We start from the raw sequence: 24,231 nt of genomic DNA, 5'->3' as shown, positions 1-24,231 counted from the left end.
TTCCGCTACGAGCTGCAGCTTTCGCATTCTTCCACTTCGAGGGAGCGGCTGCGGACATAATAGACGGATTTTATGCCGTTTTTCCATGCTTCAACATAGAGGTTGAGCACCTGCCGGAAGCTATACTCGTTGGTAATGTAGAAGTTCATGGATTGTCCCTGATCGATATGACGCTGGCGGAGACCGCAGGCGCGGATGCTCCAGAGCTGATCAATGGTGTGGGCGTTTTTATACAACCAATAGGTTTCGAGCGAGAGGGCAGGGGCAACACGGGGTACCAACGAGCCTTTCTTTTCCTCCAAAAAATAACGCTTCATAATGGGATCGATACCGGCGGTGGTGCCCGCGACAATCGAGGTTGAACTGGTAGGCGCGACCGCTAACAGATAGCCGTTCCGCATACCGTGTTGGGCAACTGCATCCCGCAGTGCTGTCCACTGTTCAGAATGATAGCCGCGTTTTTCAAAATACGCACCGGTTTGCCAATCGCTGCCTTCAAAGAGGCTGTAAGTGCCTTTTTCTTGCGCAATCCGCATACTCGCCTGCACTGCGTAGTAATTGATTTTTTCAAACAACTCATCGGCAAGGCGGAGGTGCGCCTCGCTTTCCCACGCAATGTGTTTTTTTGCCAGTAAATGATGATAGCCCGAAACGCCTAAGCCGATAGCGCGGTACTGCTCGTTGGTGATCTTTGCATACGGTACGGGATAAAAATTGAGATCGATTACATTGTCTAAAGCACGCACCGCCGCTTCTATGGCACCTTCCAGCTCAGCTTCGTTATCGGTGTCGATATTGCCGAGTACAAGTGAAGCAAGATTACAGACGACGAAATTGCCGGGCTTTGTAACGGTTACAACCACAGTCTCCCCGTCTTGTGTTTTGATTTCGGTATTCACCGTCTCGATCGGGCTCATATTCTGTGCAATTTCGGTACAGAGGTTGGAGCTATAGATCATACCCTTATGCCCGTTGGGGTTGGCGCGGTTCGCATGGTCGCGGTTAAAGATGAACGGCGTACCGGTTTCTACCGCTGATTTCAGGATGAGGCGCACCAGCTCTTTTATCGGGATTTCCCGTTTGGAAATTCGGTTATCATTGATACAATCCTTGTAGCGTTTTTCCCATTCTTCACCGTAAGAGTCTTCCAGCGCGTAGCCTTTTACCGTGAGGACTTCGTGCGGACACATTAGGTACCACGGGGCATTGATGTCCTCATCGACGGTGCGCCAGAAGAGGTCGGGGCAACACACCGCAGGGAATACGTCGTGCGCCTTCATACGGTCGTCGCCGTTATTGGTACGGAGCTGTAAAAACTCCGGTACGTCCTTGTGCCATACGTCCAAGTACACGGCTACCGAACCCTGTCGCACCCCCAGCTGATCGACGGCGACAGCGGTATCGTTTGCAAGCTTTATCCAGCGGATGACCCCTCCTGCCGCCCCTTGAAACCCGCGTATAGGGGCGCCGACTGCCCGCACCTTGCCGAAGTACAGTCCCATGCCGCCGCCGAATTTTGAAATCTTTGCGAAGTTATCGATGCTGCGGTAAATCCCGTCGAGGGAGTCGGGAACGGTGTCGATAAAGCAGGACGAAAGCTGATGATAGGGCTTACGGGCATTGGAAAGCGTCGGCGTCGCCATGGTAACCTGCAAGCTGCTCAGCATCAGGTAAAATCGGCGTACCCATTCCATCCGGTCATTTTTTTCATGCAAGGCGAGGTGTAAGGCGATACCTAAAAACATCTCCTGCGGTGTTTCGAGCGGAATATGTCCCCGTGTGGAAATAACATACCGGCGCAAGAGTAAATCCAAACCGCTGTAGGTGAATAGATCATTTTTACCGTTATCGATATACGAATAGGCTTTTTCCAGCTCTTCTTTTGAATACCCTGCACGGATATACGCGCCGTAGAGCCCTTTTTCTTCCAGATAGGTGAGCTTTTCGTAGAATGACCGGATATTCCGTTTTTCAAGTTCGGCTTTCAGCTTTTCGGAAAAGTCGAGCATTAAAAAGCGGGCGGCAATAAACTCCCAACGGGGTGCTTCTTGCGCAGTGAGCTCAACAGCGGCCTTTATCAGGATTGCCAGTAATTCCGATTCTGTCATATCCTGCTTACGGAAGGATTCAAACTTATGAAAAAGCAGCGTTAAACCGTATTGCTCTTCAGAAAAATCCTGTTGAATACGGGTTAAAATCGGCAGAATATCAATCGCGGTAAAATGAGCGGCGATAGCATGCCGTGCATCCCGTTTTCTTGTCTGCTCAACACGGTAAAGAATAAAATTTTTAACCTCGGCATAGCAATTATGCTCGATCATTGTTTTTTCAACCAAATCTTGAATGGTTTCAACCTGCACCGGACTGCCGTTTTTACTCAGTTCATGTATATCAGCTTCGATTTCTGCTGTCATCTGCTGCAAAAGCGCCGCGCTGTTTCCATTATTGCGCTGTGCTGCCGTACCTGTTACGCTGTTAAATGCTGCCTGCATCGCCAGTGTAATTTTTTCGGCATTGTAGGCTTCCTTTTCTCCGTTCCGTTTAATAATATCCATTCCTAATTTCCTTATCTTTGAAATTCTAATGGGAAAGGTGAAAGGCGTCAAGGAGAGTACGGAACGGCCGTTTCAATACCGGCAAATGCATCGGCGGTATTGATTGCATCGATTGAGGTTTTTCGTAAGATAGTATATATTTTAAGTATGCAAGAAACAGCCGATTTTTTTAACGACAGTGCAGTGATGCTCGCCGCCGAGGGATGTCATAGCGAAGCAATCGCGTGTCTCCGCCGCGGTTTGCAGCTTGAACCGTTCAGCAGTTTGATGTGGTTTAATTTGGGGCTCAGTTACTATGCGCTTGATGATAAAGATAACTCCCGCTATGCGCTCTATGAGGCAGCGCGCTGTAATCCCTTTGATGCAGATATTTGGGATACGTTGGGGGTTGTTCTCCATGAAACCGGCGAGATGGAGGCTTCTCGGCTTGCATATACGAAAGCACTCGAGCTTGAGACCGAAAACGGCCGTATTTGGAATAACTACGGTACGCTCCTTTTTAATGAAGAAAAATACGAACAAGCCCGCCGTGCCTTTGAATCGGCTTTGACACTTGCTCCCGATTCTGAGGATACACTCTTTAATTTACGCGATACCTATACGATGCTGGGAAACAAAAAACTTGCAAAAAAATGTACTAAAATAATCGATAGACTGGCATTAAAAAATCCGGACACATTGGTACAAAAGCGGAACGAGCCGTGAGAATTTTTTATATCGCCGAAATTACCGGTAAAGCAGGCGTGTGGGCGGTTAGAAAAAATATTGCGGAAATTAAGCGCTGCTATCAGCCTGACTTTATTATCGCAAATGCCGGTATGGCGACAGGTGCAGGCGGGCTCGGTAAGCAACACGCCGGTTATTTAAGAAAAATGGGGATCGATTGTATCACCGGCGGGGATTGTATCTTTCAAAAGAAAGATTTAGTCGAGAACCTCCCGAATATGCCGTTTGTCCTGCGTCCTTGTAATCTACCGGAGTACAGTTCGGGAGCCGGTTACCGCTATTTTACAGCCCGAAACGGGGAAAAACTTGCAGTTATTTCGATTTTGGGGCGGGTAGGGCATCATCGGCTTTTAGCGGATAATCCGTTTGCGTTGATGCAGGCGCTGCTTCCGAAGATAGAAAGGGAAACGCCGTTTATCGTGGCCGATTTTTCTTCAACCGCAACTGCCGAAAAGCAGACAATGGCATTCTTTCTTGCAGGGAGGCTCTCCGTGTTGATCGGGTCGGGTACGGGCGCCGCCGCAGCCGATGAGCGGCTGATGTCCGCCGAATCCGATTTCTCCGGTACCGATGCCGCAGATGCGCTTATCAACGCACAGACGGGATCGGTAGAAGCATACTGCGGGCAGCATGGCAGAAAAACCGCCTATATCACTGATGCGGGACGAACCGGTAGTTTTGACTCCGTCGGCGGACATGCCCCGTCCGGTAAGATACGGGAATACCGTACCGGCCTTTTTGAGTACCCGCAAGAAACATGGCAGCGGATCTGTGTGCAAGGGCTGGATATTGAGCTGGACGGGGCGGGCGGCGCCTTGTCGATAGAACGAGTCCGTATCGAAATGCCTGCCGCTGCGGTGCCGCAGTCATCATAACGTATATCCGTATGTAATTTTGGAGGACTTTTTAATGGAAAAAACAGGAAGAGTGATACGTATGCCGATAACAAAACGGAACGGTATGCAGATTGCAACTATTGAATACGATACCCCCGAAGCGGATCTTTGTTCCATTAAATCTACCGATAGCCGCAGCGGATGCGCATCATGCGGCGGCGGTTGTCATGGCTGCGGAGGAGGCAGTAAAGACGGCTTGCTGGTGGTGCAGGGAAATGTTGTCGATGCGCTGAACGTTTCGGGAAAAGATTTATGGATTGGGAACAAGGTCGGCGTCTTTATTTCCGAGAAGGCAGCCCGTTTTCAGGGACTGTGTGCAGTGGGGATTCCGCTCGTACTTTCGGCAGGTGCTTTTACTGCAATCTTTTTACGGACGCAAAGCGAAGGGCTTGCGCTTGCCGGTATCGCCGCCGGCCTTGCCGTAGGGGCGGCTATCGCTTTTGGCATAAACCGTATCTTAAAAGAGCGTGCACTCCCGCAGATTATTACCGTCTATGAGTAAAAAAACTATGAATGAAAAAAACATTGCCGAGAGTGCGGAAGTGCCGATTACGGAAGTGAAATTAACCGAAACGCGGTTGCCGGTACGGAAAAAAATCGGATTTGGCATTGCCGATATCGGCGGGAATTTATTTTTTACAGCTATGGGTTTTTGGACGCTGACCTATCTTACCGATACGGTGTATCTGGCGCCCGCCCTTGCCGGTATTGCCATTATGGCGGCGAAAATATGGGATGCCGTAACCGACCCTATTGTCGGCTTTTTTTCCGACAATACCCGTACACGTTTCGGCAGACGCCGTCCGTATCTTTTGTTTGGAGCACTGCCCTTCGGTCTTTCGGTGTGGCTGTTTTTTACCAAGCCTTCGCTTACCGGTCAAACAACGCTGTTTTGGTGGGCATTGCTGATGCTTTGTTTGGTCAATACGGCGATGACCCTCGTGAATATTCCGTATTCTGCACTAACTCCCGAATTAACCTCGGATTATAACGAGCAAACCTCATTAAATGCTTACCGCTTTTTATGTGCCGGAATCGGTACGATAATGGGCGCCGTGATTGTGATGCCGATTGTCAATATGTTTTCGTCCAAAGCCTCAGGATTTTCGGCGGCAGGGGGCGTTATCGGCGGTATTATCATAATAACAACGCTTATCACCTTTTTTGCAGTGCGGGAGTCTGCTGTACCGCAAAAACACGGTAAGAAAAAAACGGAAGCGTTCTTATCCGCCTACCGCTCCGTATTTAAAAATTCCGCATACACGGTGCTGCTGGCTATTTTTGTGCTGCATATTACAGCACTCAATTTTTTGCAGGGAATGGTGGTGTATTATCTAAAGTACATTTACCAAGCGGAATCGTTTTCAAGTACGATTATGGGGTTGTTGCTGATAACGGCTATTATTTCAATTCCTGTTGCGGCAAAATGCTCAAATATGTTGGGAAAAAATGTTTCGTACCGAGTCGGTCTTGCCGTATTGTGCGTTTCTACAATTGTTATCTTTTTTACGGGACACCGTATCGGATTAACCGGTTTGGCGCTCTTGTTTGTCTGTGCGGGAGTCGGGGTGGGCTTTGCTTTTGCTACACCGTGGGCGATGCTCCCTGATGCGATTGCGTGGCAACCGGAGGCGGTACATAACGAGGGCTGTTATTACGGAGTGTGGACCTTTGCCAGTAAGCTCGGACAGGCTGTTTCGACCGGTGTTTCAGGTTTAATCCTCAGTGCTGCCGGTTACCGTGCCGATACACTCCAGTCTTCCGACACGATATTTGCCATTAGACTTATTGCCGGACCGATTGCTGCTGCCGTGTGTCTATCGGGTTTTATACTTATTCATTTTTATCCTATCGATAAAAAAAGAAAGGCGCTAGCATAATTCATACTTTTAGTTTATAATGATAGTATTAAAAATAGCCGGTTTATAACAGGGATGGTTTGTCATGCCCTTGTGATAACGGCATACAGTATGGAGAATTACAGCATGAAAGAATTAATTTCTCATCCCGGTGAAAAATATACCGAAGCGGTTCGTCTCGGTTCACTGTTTAAAAAAGCTGTCCATCATAAAAAATGTCTTTTTTCCGCCGTATTAGCGGCGTTTGTTTTTTTGGGAAGCGGCATGGCTGTCTATGCAGAAACTGCACCGACGGTACAAGGCGGCATAATCGATTTACGAAACTGGAATTTTGATACCAAGGGAAAAGTGTCGCTTAACGGTACTTACGGCTTTTTCTGGAACGAATTTCTGGAAGATTGGAAAGAACCGTCAGACTATATAGCGGTACCGTCCTCTTGGACTGCTAAAGCAGCGGGACAGGGGAAAGCATATCCTTCAAACGGCTATGCGACATATGCGATAAGACTGTTGTTGCCTAAAGGAGCGCCTTCTCTTTCGCTGTATCTGAAAAACAGATTCCCTTCGCTGACCGTATTTGCAAACAGTGTGCAACTTGACGCATATAATATCTCCGGGAGAAAACTTACAGATGCGCAATCTTCTTGTTTTGTCTTACCCTCAGGCGAAACGCAGATCGATCTTTTGATTCAAATAAAGAGTATTGATCACAAAAAACAAGGTATATACAATCCTGTTATTCTTAATAAAACATCCGTCATCGAATCGTCGATATATCAGCGTAAGCTTATCGAAGCAATGATTTTCAGCTTTGCATTAGCGCTCGGTCTTTACCATTTGATATTGTTTATTTTCAGATCAAAAGAAATCAGTATTTTATATTTTACCCTGCTCGTGTTTATCGTTATGATACGAATACTTTCAACAGGGACGATGATCGGATGCGATTTATTCGGTTTTTCTTGGATGACAGCGCTTCGTATGGACTATTTCAGCTTTGCAACGGTCTCAATTCCTGTCATCCTGTACTTTTATGCGCTTTATAAGAAATATATTAATAAGATTATCGTTATCGTTTGGGTAGCAGAAGGGGTGTTGTACGGGATTTTAACGCTTGTTACAAAAGGTACTTTTTTTACATCGTTTCTCTCTATACACCAACTGATTTGTCTTTTGGAGGTTATATACCTTCTCTATCTTATCGTCCGGCTGATATATAAAAAAGAAAAAGAGGCATCTTTCATTGCAACCGGCTTTGCCGTACTGACAATTACCGCCTTGATCGATATCCTTGAGGGAATGGATATTATTCAAACGCCGGCAATGCTTCCCTTTGGGCTTCTCTTTTTCCTGCTGATTCAAGCTGTCTCATTCGCAAGAATATTTTATTTTGAAAAGCGAGAGAGCGAATTGATGCGTGATAAAGTCATTGCTTCTTCCGGTCAATTGAATATGTTTATTGCTGAAATCAAAAAAGTTATTGAAGATTTGGCAAACGAAGATACCGTACTGACTTCGAATATGCATAGCGCTCAGTCCTATGTAGATAAAATTTCAAGCTATATTAAGTTGGTACTCGAAGAGGTATCCTCACAGAAAACGAGTTTGATCGATACGGAAACCAATACTAATCATTTAAATACTTTCCTTGAAGGCTTGGATACTCAAATTACGCAGCAAAGTGAAAAATCAAAGGATGCAATGGATAAGCTTATGGACTTAATCCAAAACACGAAGCTGCTGACGGAAAAATTCAAGGTTATTCAAGATAACTTTATGAATATCTTCCAAGCGAATGAAGTCGGTAAGACGAACTTTTCAAAGATGACCAAGACAATATCCGATATTACTACCCGTTCCGCTGTTTTGCTTGAAACCAACCAGTTGATAACACAGGTCGCCGAGCAGACGGATATGCTCGCAATGAATGCTGCTATCGAAGCAGCGCATGCCGGAGATGCGGGAAAGGGATTTGCCGTTGTTGCCGAAGAAATCCGGAATTTGGCTGAGAGGGCATCTGCGGAATCGGATTCAACCGGAAAAATTATTAAGCAGATTACTGCTTCTATCGACGAAACTGCTTCTGCTACGGATATTTTAGCTCAGAGTTTTGCCGATATTAGCGATAAGGTGACGGACTTTGAACACATGCTCGCGGAAATCGCAACCTTTATCGGACATACGGATGCTCATACTACCCGTATGGAGCAAACGCTGAAGGAAGTATTGGAAGAAATGACGGCGTTAAAGAACGAAAATAGCCGCATAATTGAAACACGTGAAAATACGGTTTCCAGCTTTGGCCGCTTAACAAAGGCAACGGAAAGAGTTAATGCAGAAATCGATTCAATGCTTGACAATATTACCAACTTAATACGTATTTTTTCAAAAACGGCGGAATCGCAGGAACAAACACGGGAAATTATCGGCCGCTTAAATCGTTTATCTTTTCAGAATCGGGAAACGGTCCCTGATGAAAATGAAGTTCCTGAAATATAATCTCATTTTCGGTATTTCTTAAAAATAATGGGAATCTCTAAAACTTCGGTGTTTTGAGATTCCCCTTAAATATTTATGGATTAAGGAAAAATGATGGCTCAAAACAGTAAAATTACTCCTGAAGTATTTGACAATTTACTCTATCTTTCTCGCCTTTCTTCCAACGATAGCGACATGGAGTCTATTGCCGGACAGGTTGGTCAAATTGTTGAATATTTTGATATTCTTAAAAAGTATGATGTGCCTGCGGAGGCGGACAACGCGGCAATGCTTTCGCAAGGATTACTGCGCAGCGATACTATTGAGGCCGGTATAACGCAATCGGATTTGAAAAAAATGTCGAGCGAATATATGGACGGCTATTTCCGTGTACCTAAAGTTCTTGGGAGCGGAGTGTAATCATGAAGGATATTTGTACGGCAAGTTTAGCTGAATTAAAAACGTACTTGGAAGAAGGGGCGGTAACTTCCGTTGATATAGTCCGCGCATTAAAGGCAGCATATCAAGCCGATGAGAAGGAACCGACACCGCTGCACGGATTTATTGAATTTTTTGACGATGCGGAAGCGCAAGCAGAAAAAGCCGATGCGCTGCGGAAAGAAGGAAAGACAGCCGGTAAACCTCTTTTAGGACTTCCGTTTGCGGTAAAAGATAATATTTCAATACGCGGAAAACTCTGTACCTGTTGCAGTAAAATATTGGAAGGTTATAAGGCTCCGTATAACGCAACGGTTATTACCCGTTTAATAGAAGCAGGGGCAATACCGATTGGTAGGGCGAACATGGATGAATTTGCGATGGGCTCTTCCACCGAATATTCAGTATATGGACCGTCGCATAATCCTGTGGACCGCACACTGACTCCCGGGGGTAGTTCGGGCGGTTCCGCAGCGGTGGTTGCCGGGTTTCAAGTTCCGTTTTCGCTCGGTACCGAAACAGGCGGTTCCGTGCGGCTTCCTGCTTCGTATTGCGGAATATATGGGTTAAAACCCACCTACGGCGCTATCAGCCGGTACGGTGTCGTTGCGTTTGGCTCCTCCCTCGATCAAGTCGGCCTTTTTGCTCGTTGCGTAGACGATATCGGTTTAGGGCTTTCCGTTACGGGCGGTGCCGATCCGCATGATGAAACGAGCGTGCAGCATGATTTTTCTCCCTGCGCACGTCTTGAACCGTATACGGACAGCCAACTGAAAAAACTTCGGATTGCCTTACCGGTGGAATTTACCCAAGCGAAAGGTTTGGATACGGATGTTGCAGCAATATTTGAGAAATATCGCGAATGGTTGACTTCAAAAGGTATGCAAGTCGATAGTGTTTCCATTCCGGTGCTGGAATCTTCTATTGCGATGTATTATGTTATTGCTCTTTCCGAGGCATCGAGCAATCTTGCCCGCTTTGACGGAATCCGCTACGGCTTACGTGAGGATCCAGGCAAGGGATATGACGAGCTGTACTGTGCTACTCGGTCTGCAGGGTTCGGGCGTGAAGTAAAACGGCGTATCATAACCGGTAACTATGTATTATCCCATCATCTGTCGGGTGACTGTTACGAAAATGCCCTTCGTGTCCGCGCCCGTATGGAAAAAGAGGTCGGGACGGTCTTGCAGCAGTATGACTTTATTTTCTGTCCGACTGCGCCGACACCGGCATTTAAGCTCGGGGAGCGTGTAAACGATCCGCTTGCGATGTACCTTTCGGATTTATTTACGACATTTGTTAATTTATCCCATATTCCGGCGCTATCGCTGCCTGCGGGCGAAGCACAGGACGGCCGTCCGATCGGTATGCAAATTGCCGGTGCAAAGTTATCTGAAGAAAAAATCTTGCGATTGGCAAAAACGTTGGAGGCGGCACGGGTATGAGTTCGGAATTATCTTACGAAGTAATTATCGGCTGTGAAATTCACTGCCAATTATTAACAAAGACAAAGGCTTTTTGCTCTTGCGAAAACCGTTACGGCGGAATGCCGAATTCCCGTGTCTGTCCGGCTTGTTTGGGACTTCCCGGTGCCTTGCCTGTTATCGGCGACGAATATGTAAAACTCGGTATTAAGGCCGGCTTCGCGCTTGGCTGTACCATTAACGAATTCAGCAAGTTCGACCGCAAACACTATTTTTATCCCGACTTGGTTAAAGGCTATCAGATTACCCAATTCGATAAACCGATTTGCGAAAACGGTAAAGTTGAAATCAATATGGCAGCTCCCAACGAAGCGCCGCAGCTGCGAACAATCGGAATTGAGCGCATTCACCTTGAAGAGGATGCCGGTAAAAGTCTTCATATCGAAGGAGCGCATAGCTATGTAGACTATAACCGCTGCGGGGTTCCGCTTATCGAAATTGTGTCCAAGCCGGATATGAAAAGCCCCGAAGAAGCGGCGCAATATATGCAGACAATTCGGGAAATTTTAAAGTTCATCGGTGTTACCGACGGTAATTTGGAAGAAGGGGCGATGCGCTGCGATGCAAACATCAACCTGAAAGTATTTGAAAACGGCAAAGAATACCGGACACCGATTTCCGAAGTTAAGAATATGAACTCCTTTAGAACGGTACGCGATGCCTGTGCATATGAAGTACAGCGGCAGCTTGAGGAATTTAAAACGGATCGGCAGGAGTATTCCCCTGATTTTAAGCGTACCATGGGCTGGGATGAACCGAGTGGAAAGACCGTTATCCAGCGTACAAAAAATTCTGCGCTTGACTACCGTTTTATGCGTGAACCCGATATTCCTCCGTTGATGCTGAGTCGCGAATACATCGATTCGGTATGTAAAACAGTCGGAGAATTACCGGCTGCAAAACGGGAACGGTTTAAGAAAGAATACGGTCTTTCTCAATTTGATGTGGAAACGCTGACAACAGAACGGAACTTGGCTGACTGGTTTGAAGCTGCCGCCGTTAAAACAAAAGATCCTAAAAAAGTTGCCAACTGGGTACTTGCGGAAGTACTTGCGGTATTAAACGAACAGCATATTGGGCTTGATCAGTTACCCTTCGGTTCCGATCATATTGCCGAATTGGTCAATGCGCTTGATGCACAGACTATTACCAGCAAGCAGGCAAAAGATGTTTTTGTTGAGATGTTGGAAAGCGGTGAGCATCCCCAGCAGATCATCAAAAAGAGGGGAATGACGCAGGTAAGCGATACCGGTGCTATTGAAAAATTGGTGGATGAGGTCTTTGCGGCCAATCCTCAAGCTATCGCCGACTGGAAAAAAGGCAAAACCAATGTTGCCGGATGGCTGATGGGGCAGGTGATGAAGAAGTCCCAAGGCAAGGCGAATCCTAATCAGACGACGGAACTGGTACGAAACAAACTCGCTGCATTATAACTGCATGATAAAATGAGGTAAAAAGCCCCCTAATAATCGTGTTTTTAGAGGGCTTACGCTACCATACCGGCGGTGTTTACGTATATTAAAATACGATAACCACGGTTATTTTTTTAACTTTTATATTTCTTGGATATATCTATCCTTGTGGTAAATAGAAAGTTGTAGTACAATTACACAATAATAGTCATAGGATATAATGTGTTAAATGTATAAACTAGCTCATTGTATGTATTTTCTCGCGAAAACTATGATCATTCCGAATACGGAGAAAAAAATGTTAGGGCAAAATGAAAAAATGAAGCAGGAGAAAGTACGTTTTCCTATCGGTGCAAAATTGGTTATAATGATTTCCATTTTACTCATTATTGCACTCGGTACGATTACTCTTTTGGTAACATTATTTGGCAGCGAAGATGTCCAAATAACTGCTGAAGAAAACAACCGAACGGTAAACGCACAGGCTGCAAATTCTGTTGAAAATGAACTTTCTTCTATTAGAGCGAATGCTTTTCTGTTGTTGGATCTTATTAATACGGCCGAGAGTTCAAGCAGTTTTGCAAAACAAGCTGCTGCGTTTTATTTTGAACGAAATCCTTCGGTTGCCGCTGTTCTGGTTACCGATTCGCGGCGTCCCGATGGTATCGACCGTACGCTGCTGAATACGACATTCTTTTTATCTCATGAGCTTGACCCTTCGCTGGTCGAAGCATTTTTAAAGCAAGAACGAGAGGCGTCGGTTCAAGTAGAGCAGGGAATTATGAAAATCCTCAATGCCACTCCTCTTTTTAATCAACCGATGCTGGTCTTATTTTATCCGTATAGAGAAAAAGGGCTTGCCCAAGGACTTGCGGTATTCTTTTCTGCAGAAAAACTTTCCGATGTGGTCGGTCAAGGAACATTACAAACAACGTATCTTGTGAACGATACGGGTGATGTGCTTATTCATCCCGATTTTGATCTTATCCGCCGGGGTACGAATGTGGCCTCTTTCCCGCTTTTTACTCAAATGAGAGAAAATGGAGATACCAACCGGCAGATGCTGTTTCAAGATGAGACCGGCAAAAAATACTTCGGTTCCTATACGCGGCTTTCGCTTGGAGATGCCGCGGTTCTTACCACCGCAGAAGCTGCCCAAGTGCTTGAGCCCGTCAACGATACGGCAAAGCGGAACCTCTATTTGAGCGTAGCGGTACTTGCCCTTTCCGCAATGTTTGTATGGTTTTTATCAAAGAGTATCAGTACCCCGATTAAGTTGCTGACCGTTGCGGCTCATCAAATTGAAGCGGGTGAATATGAGCTGGACTTAAAGCCGAAAACACGTGATGAAGTCGGTCTCTTAACGTCAAGCTTCGTGCAGATGGGAAAAGGACTCGCGGAGCGGGAACGCCTCAAGGATTCTTTCGGCAGGTTTATCAATAAAGAGATCGCAGAGCTTGCCGCTCAGGGGCGGTTGGCTCTCGGCGGTGAAACTAAAGAAACGACCATATTCTTTTCCGATATTCGTTCTTTTACTGCTATTTCTGAAAAGCTCGAACCGTTTGAAGTTGTCGGTTTCTTAAACGAGTATATGACTCAGATGGTTGAATGCGTCACCGATACCCACGGTGTTGTTGATAAATTTATCGGTGATGCGATTATGGCAGTGTGGGGAGCGCCGACAAGTTCCGGTTCTCCGCGTGAAGATGCGTTGAATTGTATCCGCGCAGCGCTTCGTATGCGGGCAGCTCTTATGCACTTTAACCGCGGACGCGGCGGCGATAAAAAGCCGATTATCCGCATCGGTTGCGGTATTAACTCGGGGCATGTTGTTGCGGGGCAAATCGGTTCTCAAAAGCGTATGGAGTATACGGTTATCGGTGATGCGGTAAACCTTGCATCCCGAACGGAAGCTTTGAATAAACCGATGGGTACCGATATCCTTATCACTGAATACACTTACAAACTTGTACATGATCAAGTTCTCGTAGAAGAGATGCCGTCGGTTACCGTTAAAGGAAAAGAAAAGCCGCTCCGTATGTTTGCGGTTATTAATATGCCTAACGAAAAAGGTATCCCGGGTGCCGGTGAAAAAGGCCCGACGAGTCTTAATCAGATTAGAAAGGTATTGGGGATTCCCATTCCCGATTTTGCAAAGGTGAATCTTAATGAAGACGAGAAAAAATACAAAATCCAATCCTAGCTTTACAAATGTCGGCACGGACATTACCGTGGTTGTCTTGTCGCTGTTGGTGATTTTTGCGTCTTCTTTTTTATTTGTTAAAAACTTAAACAGAACGTTTTCACGCAATGACAAAACACCGGTTGCGACCGTAACTTTTAAGTATAAATCGGTTCAGCGCAAGTTTCTTGATCGTGCCGTTTGGGATCGCCCACAGCAGAATTCTCCTGTGTACAACGGCGATACTATACGTACTTCACCCGAAGCAGAGGCGACATTGTATTTTGTTGACCGCAATGTCGTTGAACTCGGTTCGAGTACGATGATCCAGGTATTTGTCAACAACGAAGAATCCCGAATCGATCTGACGAACGGCCTTGTATCGGTTGAAACCTCTGACTCTTCCAATATGCTGATTAGTTCGGAAAATACCACGGCAAAGATTTCAAAAGGATCTTCGTTCCGCGCCGATAAAAGCGGCGAAGGAAATCTTCAGCTTGTCGTGGAAAGGGGAGAAGCTGCCGTTACCGGACAAGATGGGGTGGAGAAAACGGAACTGCTGACACAAGGCGCGGTTATACAGACAGGTATACAAACACCTTTAGTGGTGGTTAGCCCGGGTAAAAATGTAAGATTGCTCAATCAAAGCGGAAACGGCACTGATGTAGCATTCCAATGGCAAAGTTCTTTACCTGCTGCCGAAGAATTAATACTGGAGACTTCGCCGCTCAGTAATTTTTCCGATGAAGTTCAAAAATATACGCTTACCGGCTTAACGGAATATACGCTTGCAAAGCAAAACCGATCGTTTTATTGGCGGTTGTATTCTGCTGCAGCAGGTGCTGAGTCTGCTGTTAATGCTCAATCCGGTAAGGTGAATATTATTGCCGCCCCAGCTCCGGTGTTGTTGGAACCGGCAGTCGAAGCGCAGTATGCATATACGGCGGCACCCCCTGCTATCCGTTTCTTATGGGAGGGAAATTCCCTCGTTGCTTCTTATTTATTGGAAGTTGCCGACAATCCTGAACTGAAAAATCCTCAGTTAAGCCGGTTCGTTAATACTCAGTCGCTTACGTTGTCTGATTTTGCTGAAGGAACGTGGTATTGGCGTGTTACTCCCCGCTATCTTATCAATGTTGAAAATGCACCTGAGTCATCGAAGACGGCATTCTTTCATATAGAAAAACAATCTACTGCGGCTGAAGAAGCTCCGCAGGTATTGTTTCCTCAAGCAACGGCGGAAACCTCAAGTGGAAAAGGAATGTCTTTTGCATGGAAAAATATCTCCGAAACAAAGTCTTATCGGCTTAAAGTGGCAAAAGATGCTGAAATGAAGACGGTTGTAGTCGATACAATCGTAGAAACGAATTCTTTTAAACTTGATGATGCGGCAGCGGTTCTGCCGAATGGCGATTATTATTGGACGGTATCAGGGATCGATTCAAAGGGTTCCGAAATGGCTGCCTCAACTCCCGTTAAATTTCAAACCGTTAATACCGATTATGCACTGCGCGGTATTTTCCCGCCGAATGGATATGTGCTTGCGGATACTCTGTGTCCTGATACCCGATTTACATGGAAAACAAATGTCGAAACGGAAAAACATTTCCAAGTATCTGCGTCTAAAGATTTCTCGACGCTTGCCGTTGATGTAAAAACATCCGGTAACGGTATTGAGGGGATTTCTCTACCGCACGGTCAATGGTACTGGCGAGTTATCGCCGACAGTGAAATCGGTCTCATAAAAACCGAAACAAAGCATTTTACTATTACGCCGCCGTTGGATAAGCCGAACCTATTTGGTATCGGCGGTACGGTTATCGTTTTTCCTTCAGGGAAAACAAAGTTCGCGTGGTCTCCTGTTAAAGGGGCTGATTATTATCAGGTACGTATTACAAAAATCGGTAATGAAGATTCTCCGTTATATGAAAATTTATTTATTACGGAGACTCAAGTTGAAATTGCTCTGCAACATGTTTTAGAAGGGGGCTACCGCATCAGTATTCAAGGTTTTGCTTCCGCTTCTGTAACGTCTACACGGCGGTACGGCTTGGCTGTTGATCATAACTTTGCGCTCAAGCATCTAAAGCCTGTGGAACTATTGTATCCTGCTGACGGGATAAAAATAGGCGGGCTTGAGGCAGCGCTTGATCCCTTTACCTTTAAGTGGGAATCGATTGTTCCTCCTGCTTCGTCAAAACTCATATTGAGAAAGTCCGGTATGGCGAATCCGGTTTTTGAAGTATCGGATCCGCCTACAGCAATACAGGCACCTGCGCTTGAATCGGGAAAATATACCTGGGAAGTAAAGGCTACCGTTCCGGAAGGTTTTGATATTTCATCGAGAAAGCGGTTTACGTTTACCGTTTTACCGATACCTCCATTGCCGCAAGCTGTATTCGGTTTCCCTAAAACCGATACTGTGTTGGATGCCGCTTTCTTTAAGTCAAACAGGAGTATTGATTTTAGGTGGAGCAAGGTCCCGGATGCGACTCATTATTGGTTTAAACTTTCCGATTCTGCCGGGCGTTCGATATTTACAACCGATATCCGTGCAGATGGTGCAACAGAGCCGGCGGTCAGCTTTAAAGACATTGCGCGTTTATCCCCCGGCACTTTCTCTGCAGAAGTGAAAGCGCAACGGCGATTAAGTAATGGAAAAGTATTCCAAGACGGTACTGTGTCGCGTGTACGTTTCAAAATAGATATACCTAAGGGACGAACGGTATCGACGGATGAAACAGGAGTTTTATATGGAAAATAAGTACGGTTTGTTGCTTGCCGGTATCCTCTTTTTTTGTTTTATTCCGTTATCGGCGCAAGAGCTTTCTTCCCCTGTAGAGGATTCAAAAAAAGCGGGGACTGAAAAGAAAAATTATTTTCTTAAGGAAACTGATAAAGGTGTTATGCTTGTGCAGCGTCTATCGTGGGAAGCGTTGGATGATATTTTGGGGTTTGAATTTGACCTTGAACAGCAGGATAGAAAAACAAAAGTATGGCGCGTGATAGATAAACGTACCGTAAAAACGAATTATGCAGACGTTTCTTTGCCGCCGGGAGATTACCGTTTCCGTGTACGGGTTATCAACCTTTTAGGGCAAAAAGAAGATGCGACTCCATACCGTAACTTTGCCATCCGTATTGCGTATCAACCGGAAGTTACTTCCGTCTCTCCGCAAGTTATCAATTTTGATGAGTTGGAAGGTCAAACCCTTACCATAACCGGTAAGAATTTTCATGAAGAAACGTCTTTTATTCTTACAAACAATTTCAGCGGAGCGGTTTTACGCGGGACTGTGAGTGAGCTAAAAGATAACGGAACTCATGCAGTTGTCTCTTTTGAGTTTACGAAGGCGAATCCGGGAACGTATACATTTGCTGCGGTTGATCCGAGTGATCTTTCGGCAGAAAAAGACGATATTGTATTCCGCTTCCAAAAGCCGCTTGATATATTTATTTCGGGTAACTATGTTTTTAACGGTTTTATCGGGAATGATATATTGGCTAAAAAAGAATATTTCGGTGCAAATTTTGCCGCTTTGGGGGGAGGTCTGCGGTTTACCGTTGTTCCGATAAAGCGATTTTATGGGAATTTCGGTTTTAATTTTACCGGTTCGGGAGCCTATTTAAAAAATAAAACCGATGGGTATACGCTGAGTGCGGGGGTATTGTTTGCTCAATTGAATGCCGCTTATTTTTACCCCATTATTAAACATCGGTTGGTATTCGATGCGCATGCCGGATTAGGTACTATGTTTCTCGTGAACACCCAGTTTACCTACAATGCGACACAAAAGATAACAAGCGATAAAGCATGGTATTGGGGATTAACTGTTAATGTCGGCACGGCATTATATGTATATGTGTATAAAAGACTATATATCGAAGTTAATCTTGACCATATAATTCCTATTCGGAAAGGAAAGGGATTCCCGAAATATATTATCCAACCGCAGTTGGGCATCGGGTGGGAATTCTAAAGAGTTGGGAAATCTCTAAAAACCGAGGTGGCTTTTAGAGGTTTCACATACTTAATCCTGATATTCGATAGTTTCCACCATCCGATCCTTTGATAAAACCGTATTGGGGAATATCTCTTGTGCATCTTTGAGCAGCTGTTTTAAGTCGTAATCCGTATAACGGGGACTGTAGTGAATGAGTGCCATTTTTTTTACTGCAGCATCTCGTGCGATTTGTGCTGCCTGCGTACAAGTCATGTGTTTTTTTTCGGCGGCATCCTGTTCCATACCTTTTGCAAACATGGATTCGCAGACTAAGAAGTCGGATCCTGCAACCTCCGGCGCAATGGTTGGCAAATATTTTGTATCGGTTACAAAGCTGAATTTTCTGCCGCTTCGAGGCGGGCCAAGGACTTGGCTGCTTTCTACAATAGTACCATCCACTGCCTCTACTGCCACTCCTGCCTGCAGCTTTGACCAGAGCGGTCCGCATGGGATATTAAGTCTGCGTGCCGCCTCCGGATCGAATGCTCCCGGACGGGGAAATTCCTCAAATACGTAGCCGAGACAAGGCTTGGTATGTTCAAGCCGGAACGCCCGTACTTGAAATTCATCGGTTTTATATACAATGCCCGGTTCGGAAACTTCTTGAATGATAATTTCGTAATTGATATACATATCGAGAACTTGCCTACTTGTTTCGACATATTCTTTGATTTTCGGAGGGCCGATAATGTAGAGCGGCTCATCGCGGTCAACCTGCGCCGATAGCATCAAAATTCCCGGTAATCCCGTTACATGATCCGCATGGGTATGACTGATAAAGATGGTATTGATTTTTTTCCATCGGAGGTTTAGGCGGCGTAGGGAAACCTGTGTGCCTTCGCCTGCATCAAAAAGAAATAAATCGCCTTCACGGCGAAGTAGTACCGAAGTAAGATGGCGATACGGTAAAGGCATCATGCCCCCGCAGCCCAAGATAAACGCTTCAAGATTCATAGATGGAAGAAGTATACCTATTTTAGGGCTTGACGTAAATAGTAAAATAGGATAAACTCTTTTTTGTTATTTATTCGAATGCGGGCAATTAGCTCAGTTGGTTAGAGTACAAGCATGACACGCTTGGGGTCGCTGGTTCGATTCCAGCATTGCCCATCCCTCCGCATAATGTCTAATCGAACGATTGGTATACCGTATTAATATTCCTAATACATTCCGAACAAAGTGACGTCTGTTTTGTATCTTGTTCCGCAAGCGAATGTGCATAAGCTCGTGCGCAGCCTTTTATTGAACAGCGTGGAATACCGATGAGGTGTCCGGCAGAGGCCAGTCCCTGCATCACAGCACGGTTTATAATAACGCTGTTTTTTGCTTCGGGGGTGATAAAGCGGTGCAAACTCATAATCGCGATATGCCGGTCATATAACCCGAACAGAAAGTTATTATTATCTTCACCGGAGTAAATATCCTTTGATGTAATAGCCAACACTCCGATAATATTGGGGTTGGTAAGTTTTTGCTTTGTATATTGTCTTATTTGTCGTATAAGAGTATTTGCATCATATTGCATCGTATATTCTCGATTAAAATCTTCCCAATCTTTCCGGTCATATCCCGATTGGATAAAGGCATATTTCATAAATAATAATCTGTTCTGTTTTTCTTTTAAATCATCTTTTGTCAATCCTATTTCTTCCAAAATAGGTGCAAGTTCTGTTTCGCTGTGCTTCTCGTATAATTGGGTGATGTACTCGTGTATATATGCATCAAGGGTGTCTCTGGTATGCTCAGTGCTTTCAGGAACATCGATATACTCCTTGATGACTGATAGTTTAAAATCTTGCCGTATTCGTTCTGCGACGGCATCGGCTGCCAATGTGTGTGTATTGGGAAATACGAGAACAAGTATTGATTTTGCATACATTGGTTGGACGGTCTCTTTTTCAAGAGGCATATTCGGAAACTTTGCCGATAGCTCAGTACAGCACTGTATGATTGATGAATCATTACAGGCTGTCAATATATATTGGAGACGTTCAAAAGATTCTCTATATTTTTTAAGACAAAATTCAAAATAAGCAGCTCTATATTGATAGAGGTAGTTTGATGAATCGAGCTGTAATCCTTTGATAACGGTTTGATAGGCTTTTTCATATTCTTGTTTTTCAGCATATATGTCGGATAATGTAAAATAGACATCGACATATTTCCGGGCAGAAACATTGAACATTCCGTCAAGCTCCGCAGCTTGACGTTCCAATTCATGTAGGTTGTTGCTCTGATTTTCAATTGACGGATTATTTGCAGTTGACCGGTTATTTGATGTACACGCACAAAATAAAAAAAATGTGATGACGCCGAATATCATTCGGTATTTATTTTCTCTTTTCATCTTTTTTACCTCTCTTTTTAGTTTTGAGAGAGTTTCCTTAGATTTAGATGCGACGTTTAAGATTAAGTCATTGCTGTATAAAGACTTAATTTCAAACTCGACGGGGATGTTCCAAAAGTAACCAACTTTTGGAACATCCCCATACTCTGAACCTTTATTTATTCCATAGATTTTTTAAATACGTCGGTATTTCAGAAAAACGGAAATGTAAACCGAATTTTAAGTAGCAGAAAGCGGCAGTCCCGGCGATGAGTATGCCGAGTATGATAAACAGAGCTTTCCGTCCGTTTTTCTTATCGGCAAAGGGGTCGATGGGAACCACGATACTGCCGAATGGAATAGCGGCAAGTTTTGTAAGCTGAGTTCCGAACGGAATATTGATCCTTGTGCGGATATTTACTGCCCAGCCGTTTGCTTCAAGAATCGGAGCAATACTGCGTTTACGCAGCTTCATCGAAGCTAAAATCATCGACGGGCCGGAAATACAGAGTAAAATACCGATAAGTCCGAGCGGAACCCAAAAACCTAATCCGAATAATGCTTGCAGAATACTGCCGATTAAGGCTGAAATACCGCCTAATGCAGTACCGATCAAGGCAATAGTTCCTAAGTCGAGTTTTTTGGCGGCTACAGGTGCGGTAGGTGCTGGGGCTGTACCTGCTGCGGCTTGTTTGTCAGCGGTTGTGACGGTGGCTGCCGTCTTGGAAAGCAAATCGGCTGATTTCGCTTCGCCCGCTGCAGCTCGTGCCGCAATTTGAGTTTCAATCATTGCAGCGAGTTGCTTATATGGCATGAAGAACGCCTGCCGGACACTGATCGGGTTGGCAATAACTTTTGTAACAACTGCATTCCAATCCTTGCCGATGCGGTCGTAGAAAATACCGTTTCGACCGATTACGATATTGTCGCTATCACCGTTTGTAAACAAGGCAACGATTTTTTTAGTTGTTTCTCCCTTGCGGCTGATATCGCAGTATACCAAATAGGCTCCGGAAAGTGTATCCAAGGTCGCATGGCGGGCGTCTCCGTTAAGTTCAAAGCATAAGTCCGCTGCGCGTGTATCAAAATACAATACACCGGCTTGAAAAACCGAACCTTTGCCCTCATAAAAGTCGCTGAAGCTGATATAGTTTTTCAATAATGTAACAAAATCGCGGCGTAGAAGTACGAGTTTTTCCAAATTGAATACATTTCCGCGTTCTTTTTCGATTGTTAATGCATATCGAATTAACGAGGAAACTTCTCCTTGTTTTTCGCCGTTTGTGAGTGCTTGTAAGAATGGAACACTGAGCAAAGCTGCCGGTGTCGTAGGTTTGCTGTTCAAGCGTTCTTGATACGGTGTCAGTTTCTGTACTATGAGGGCGAACTCATCCTGTGTAATGCATTCCTTGTGCCCGAGCAGCGGTAGGACAGCATCTTCTGCAAAGGTTTGCAGCTTTGCTTTCCATGCAGGATTGACTCCTTTTGTTAGGGGCAACGGCTTATCAACGGCTGCTGAAGCAAGCGGTAGTGCATTCAGTGCTTCATTATCGTAATGAATACTTTCTGCTGCAAGTTGTTGGAATACCTGTTCATCGGCGGATAAGGCGGGAGCCTTATCCGGTGCATATTCAGTTAATGTACAGCGCAAAAAATAATCATCCGTCTTTTCTTTTATAGCGGAAAGTGCTGCTGTTGCTTTTTGAGTATGCTCCAGATCAAGCGGTAAGATTCCTTCTTCTGCGAGAGATGCTTGCCACGTTAAAAATGCTTGCGCACTGCTCATTAAATCCTGCTGAATACGCTGTTGAACTCCGTCTGCAAGCGTGCCGTTTGTAACACAAGAGGCAACGGCAATATTGATGAGCTGTTTTAGTTTATCATCATCGGAACCGTCAGCCGGTATCGGTGCATCACAATCAGGTGTATGTGCATCAAAGAATTTTTTTTGCGTTTCTATATCTGCTATCGAAATTTCCTGTGCATCAGTCTTTTTGATATGATCCAGTAACCAACGGGCACTGGCGCGAAGCGTTTCATCCTTAATCAATGCCAGCGGTACTGAATCTCCTTCTTCCAGCAATAAAGAAATATCGGAAAGCTGAGTACCAATCCAATCGACGGCAGAGAGAATTTCAGGCGGACGAATGAAGCCGTCGCCGTCATAGTCGAGCAGTGCAATTGTTCTAGGATCAAAAAATATCCCCTGAGTCGGCATTGCCAATACCGTCCATAATTTCTGGTCAAGTTCGTGCAAATGGGTAAGATCATCTGCACTTTTCAAAATGACCTGTGTAACACCGCCGAAGCGTGAAAAATTCCAGCGGTGCTGTTCAGTATTTTTTTGTAGTATCATAATACCTCGTGAAGATATTTTCGATGATTCCGCTTGAAATGTCAATGATGGGTGTTTAATCGAAAAATCAGTAAGAAGTGGACAGAGCTGTACCTCCAAAAAGTTTTAGTTTTTTTAGAGGTACTTGTTTTTTATATCAACTTCCGGCATTCAAGATAAAACCGCTTTTCACTAGCCTCTCCCATCGAAAAACTTTTTCTCGGTAGCGAGCCGTTTTCGGCGATGGTCGAAAAAAAGCTCTCTTTAGAAATAGGCGGTAATAAGAGGGAAACTGCATCGGAATTCTGCGGAATACGGAAAGCCTCTTCGGAACCGTGAATATAATCTATCTGAAGGTTGTGCGTTCTGATAAAGTCATCCAAAAGCGGCTGCAGAGCGCTTACTGCGAGGCAGGTCATATCGGTTTCGAGACAAGTGAGCTCGCCGGTTGCAGCGATAAAACCGAACGAAGCGGAGGAATGTTCTACTTTGTGCACTAATTCTGGCTTATCGGAACAAGCTATAACCTTACCCCCTAGTTTTGATTGCAAGAAAGCGATTAATTGTTTACTGTCTGCACCGAATATAACACGGTGAATGGGTTCGAAGGTAAGGCCTGAATCGTACAGGTTCACAATTTCGACAAGGGCATAGCGCAATGGATTATCTTTAAGGCTGTCCGGAAGTGAGATAGATCCATTTGGTTGCTCAATACCTCCATGGTGCCGCTTGTGTGCATCCCATACGGCTTTGGCCGTTGCAAGTGAATGATTCCCATCGCCTACGGCAAACATAAACACCGAACCGTCAGCGCCGGTATTGGCTCGGTACAGTTTTTCAAGCGCTTTTTCCATATATGCAGAACAGTCGGCAGGAAGAGCCCAGCCTGAAATACTGCCGGAATTCAGCATAAGCTGTGCGGTATAGATCGGTGTAGCTTGAGCGTTATGGATGGAATCGCCGATTTTTTCTATTAAAATTCGTTCAGGATCATCGACCAGCAGCATAATATGCGGCATTTCCAACGCCGCTCCTTGCCTAATCTCCATCCGCGGGGGCAGCCGTTCCACAATCGTAGCTTCGGTTGCGCGTATTTCCGCTTTTGAGTCCGGCCGCCAATCGTATTTTTCCAAATCGATACAGGTAACAATCCCTTTCCGCAAGCGATTATAGGCTGTTTTTCGCTCGATATAAAGCATGGAATGCACGGGATTTGCAAAAACACCTGCTGCAAGGTAGTCTTTCATTGTTTTTTGGATATTGATAATTTCTTGCTTCCGTTGTTCATCGGAAAAGGTATTTAAATAGACTTCCGGCAAAATCATGTGCAATGTTGAATAACAGTTTTTTGCAACCGCGGCAGCTTTGCTCCAATAATCGGTATCCTGCGTATATTGGTCGCAAGCGATCACAGACCATGCGGTGAGGTTAACACTTTTATGAGGTAGTAAAATATCGGGCGTCCTAAGCGCACATTTTTCAAAAATATTCATACCAACAGTATAAAAGATAATAAAAATAAATTCCAGACACAGA

General features: G+C 45.0%; 16 protein-coding genes and 1 tRNA gene. 12 read left to right on the top strand and 5 right to left on the bottom strand.

Annotated elements, in window-relative coordinates; genetic code table 11:
• Positions 1-5: 5 nt before the first annotated feature.
• Positions 6-2,555, bottom strand: a complete 2,550-nt coding sequence (locus tag QI63_RS00160) for a ribonucleoside-diphosphate reductase subunit alpha (protein WP_044012739.1) — start codon at positions 2,553-2,555, stop codon at positions 6-8.
• Between the two features lie 147 nt (positions 2,556-2,702).
• Here QI63_RS00160 and QI63_RS00155 point away from each other — a divergent pair, with 147 nt between their 5' ends.
• The 11 genes from QI63_RS00155 to QI63_RS00105 all read left to right on the top strand — a co-directional run bounded on the left by QI63_RS00155 (position 2,703) and on the right by QI63_RS00105 (position 18,010).
• Positions 2,703-3,260 carry a tetratricopeptide repeat protein gene (locus QI63_RS00155; protein WP_044016824.1) on the top strand — a complete coding sequence of 186 codons (558 nt, stop codon included), beginning with the start codon at positions 2,703-2,705 and terminating at the stop codon, positions 3,258-3,260.
• On the top strand, positions 3,257-4,156 hold the full coding sequence (locus QI63_RS00150; RefSeq protein ID WP_044012736.1) for a TIGR00282 family metallophosphoesterase: 900 nt from the start codon (positions 3,257-3,259) through the stop codon (positions 4,154-4,156). Before QI63_RS00155 ends, QI63_RS00150 begins: the two co-directional genes overlap by 4 nt.
• Before the next feature lie 34 nt (positions 4,157-4,190).
• Positions 4,191-4,679 carry a SoxR reducing system RseC family protein gene (locus QI63_RS00145; protein WP_044012734.1) on the top strand — a complete coding sequence of 163 codons (489 nt, stop codon included), beginning with the start codon at positions 4,191-4,193 and terminating at the stop codon, positions 4,677-4,679.
• Between the two features lie 7 nt (positions 4,680-4,686).
• Positions 4,687-6,057 (top strand): MFS transporter, encoded by a 1,371-nt coding sequence (locus tag QI63_RS00140; protein ID WP_044016822.1) that lies wholly within the window; start codon positions 4,687-4,689, stop codon positions 6,055-6,057.
• 105 nt (positions 6,058-6,162) lie between these two features.
• Complete coding sequence (locus QI63_RS00135; RefSeq protein ID WP_044012731.1) at positions 6,163-8,535, top strand: methyl-accepting chemotaxis protein; 2,373 nt, start codon at positions 6,163-6,165, stop codon at positions 8,533-8,535.
• 90 nt (positions 8,536-8,625) lie between these two features.
• Complete coding sequence (gene gatC, locus QI63_RS00130; protein WP_232502135.1) at positions 8,626-8,934, top strand: Asp-tRNA(Asn)/Glu-tRNA(Gln) amidotransferase subunit GatC; 309 nt, start codon at positions 8,626-8,628, stop codon at positions 8,932-8,934.
• 2 nt (positions 8,935-8,936) lie between these two features.
• Positions 8,937-10,397: an Asp-tRNA(Asn)/Glu-tRNA(Gln) amidotransferase subunit GatA gene (gene gatA, locus QI63_RS00125; RefSeq protein WP_044012726.1), complete on the top strand. Its 1,461-nt coding sequence runs from the start codon at positions 8,937-8,939 to the stop codon at positions 10,395-10,397.
• Complete coding sequence (gatB, locus tag QI63_RS00120; RefSeq protein WP_044012722.1) at positions 10,394-11,869, top strand: Asp-tRNA(Asn)/Glu-tRNA(Gln) amidotransferase subunit GatB; 1,476 nt, start codon at positions 10,394-10,396, stop codon at positions 11,867-11,869. Before gatA ends, gatB begins: the two co-directional genes overlap by 4 nt.
• Positions 11,870-12,146: 277 nt before the next feature.
• Positions 12,147-14,051, top strand: coding sequence for an adenylate/guanylate cyclase domain-containing protein (locus QI63_RS00115; protein ID WP_044016819.1), 1,905 nt, complete (start codon positions 12,147-12,149; stop codon positions 14,049-14,051).
• Entirely contained in the window at positions 14,017-16,794 is a 2,778-nt protein-coding gene (locus QI63_RS00110; protein WP_044012719.1) for a FecR domain-containing protein, read from the top strand. Before QI63_RS00115 ends, QI63_RS00110 begins: the two co-directional genes overlap by 35 nt.
• Positions 16,784-18,010 (top strand): fibronectin type III domain-containing protein, encoded by a 1,227-nt coding sequence (locus QI63_RS00105; RefSeq protein ID WP_044012715.1) that lies wholly within the window; start codon positions 16,784-16,786, stop codon positions 18,008-18,010. The genes QI63_RS00110 and QI63_RS00105 overlap by 11 nt, the downstream gene beginning before the upstream one ends.
• A gap of 51 nt (positions 18,011-18,061) precedes the next feature.
• On the opposite strand, the gene QI63_RS00100 is transcribed toward QI63_RS00105, so the two are convergent.
• The gene (locus QI63_RS00100) at positions 18,062-18,988 is read right to left on the bottom strand and encodes a ribonuclease Z (RefSeq protein ID WP_044012712.1); all 927 of its coding nucleotides are present in this window, start codon (positions 18,986-18,988) and stop codon (positions 18,062-18,064) included.
• 82 nt (positions 18,989-19,070) lie between these two features.
• Here QI63_RS00100 and QI63_RS00095 point away from each other — a divergent pair.
• Positions 19,071-19,144 (top strand) — tRNA-Val (locus QI63_RS00095).
• A 16-nt stretch (positions 19,145-19,160) separates the two neighbouring features.
• Here the strand turns inward: QI63_RS00095 and QI63_RS00090 are convergent.
• The 3 genes from QI63_RS00090 to QI63_RS00080 all read right to left on the bottom strand — a co-directional run bounded on the left by QI63_RS00090 (position 19,161) and on the right by QI63_RS00080 (position 24,188).
• Positions 19,161-20,381, bottom strand: coding sequence for an archaemetzincin (locus tag QI63_RS00090; RefSeq protein ID WP_235619721.1), 1,221 nt, complete (start codon positions 20,379-20,381; stop codon positions 19,161-19,163).
• Positions 20,382-20,535: 154 nt separating this feature from the next.
• Positions 20,536-22,716 carry a YccF domain-containing protein gene (locus QI63_RS00085; RefSeq protein WP_044012710.1) on the bottom strand — a complete coding sequence of 727 codons (2,181 nt, stop codon included), beginning with the start codon at positions 22,714-22,716 and terminating at the stop codon, positions 20,536-20,538.
• A 131-nt stretch (positions 22,717-22,847) separates the two neighbouring features.
• A complete protein-coding gene (locus tag QI63_RS00080; protein WP_044016815.1) occupies positions 22,848-24,188 on the bottom strand; it encodes a DUF1015 domain-containing protein in 1,341 nt (446 codons plus the stop codon).
• Between the last annotated feature and the right edge of the window lie 43 nt (positions 24,189-24,231).

This window comes from Treponema sp. OMZ 838 (genome assembly GCF_000775995.1).
Taxonomy (GTDB): Bacteria; Spirochaetota; Spirochaetia; order Treponematales; family Treponemataceae; genus Treponema.
The sequence above is the reverse complement of the archived record's forward strand: the minus strand, read 5'-3'. Positions and strand labels throughout refer to the sequence as shown.